The organism is Sinomicrobium pectinilyticum (assembly GCF_003725735.1).
GTDB lineage: Bacteria > Bacteroidota > Bacteroidia > Flavobacteriales > Flavobacteriaceae > Sinomicrobium > Sinomicrobium pectinilyticum.
This window is the reverse complement of the sequence record NZ_RJTM01000201.1, coordinates 1-723: the sequence shown is the minus strand read 5'-3', so window position 1 is coordinate 723 and position 723 is coordinate 1. Positions and strand designations below refer to the sequence as shown.

Annotated in this window: 2 pseudogenes; both read right to left on the bottom strand. The window is 41.5% G+C overall.

Annotated elements, in window-relative coordinates:
• Window positions 1-538: pseudogene (locus ED312_RS23165) on the bottom strand (hypothetical protein); the annotation flags it as partial.
• A 1-nt stretch (window position 539) separates the two neighbouring features.
• Window positions 540-723: pseudogene (locus tag ED312_RS24025) on the bottom strand (hypothetical protein); the annotation flags it as partial.

The window sequence follows — 723 nt, the reverse complement described above, 5'->3', positions numbered from 1 at the left end:
TTTCGACTTTGATCTCCTTGGCCCGGATGTTGCCGTTGACGGCGAGTTTCCAGGTACCGGGGTTGGTTGTGCCTATGCCTACATTGCCTGTTTCGGCAAATACTATTTTATCAGAAGTCCCCGCAGGCTGAAAACGAATACTCCCTTTAGAGGTTCTAACAATCAACCCATTAGACAACTGGCTATCTACTCCTAAAACAGCAGCATTTCCCCAGGAATCTACTACATTATAATTTGGAGATGTTGAAAGTAAATACACAGAACTTCCCGAAGCCCCATTGCCTATAAATATTCCTCTTCTTGCAGAATTCCCATCATCATTGTTGGATATCGTAAGCATCGTACTTCCATTAAAATTTTTTTCGACTTCCAGTATCGAAGTGGGATTAACCGTTCCAATCCCCACATTTCCCGAATCCGGAAACGTATTAGTTTGAGCATAAAAAGCAAAAGGGAGTAAGAGGAATAACACCCCCACCCTGGCCCTCCCCCAGGTGGAGGGGACATACGATGATATTGTTGTGAATATATTTCTCATATTATGGCTTTTTAAGTTCATCGATTTCTTTACGGAGCTGTTGGTTTTCTTCAAGGATTCCTTCTATTTGTTTTTGTTGTGTGATGATTAGTTTCTCTTGATCGTGTAGTTGTTTTTCCTGTTGTATTGTATACAAAGTCAATTCCTCAATCTTCTGCAACAATTTGGCATCCATCTCCCCCAGA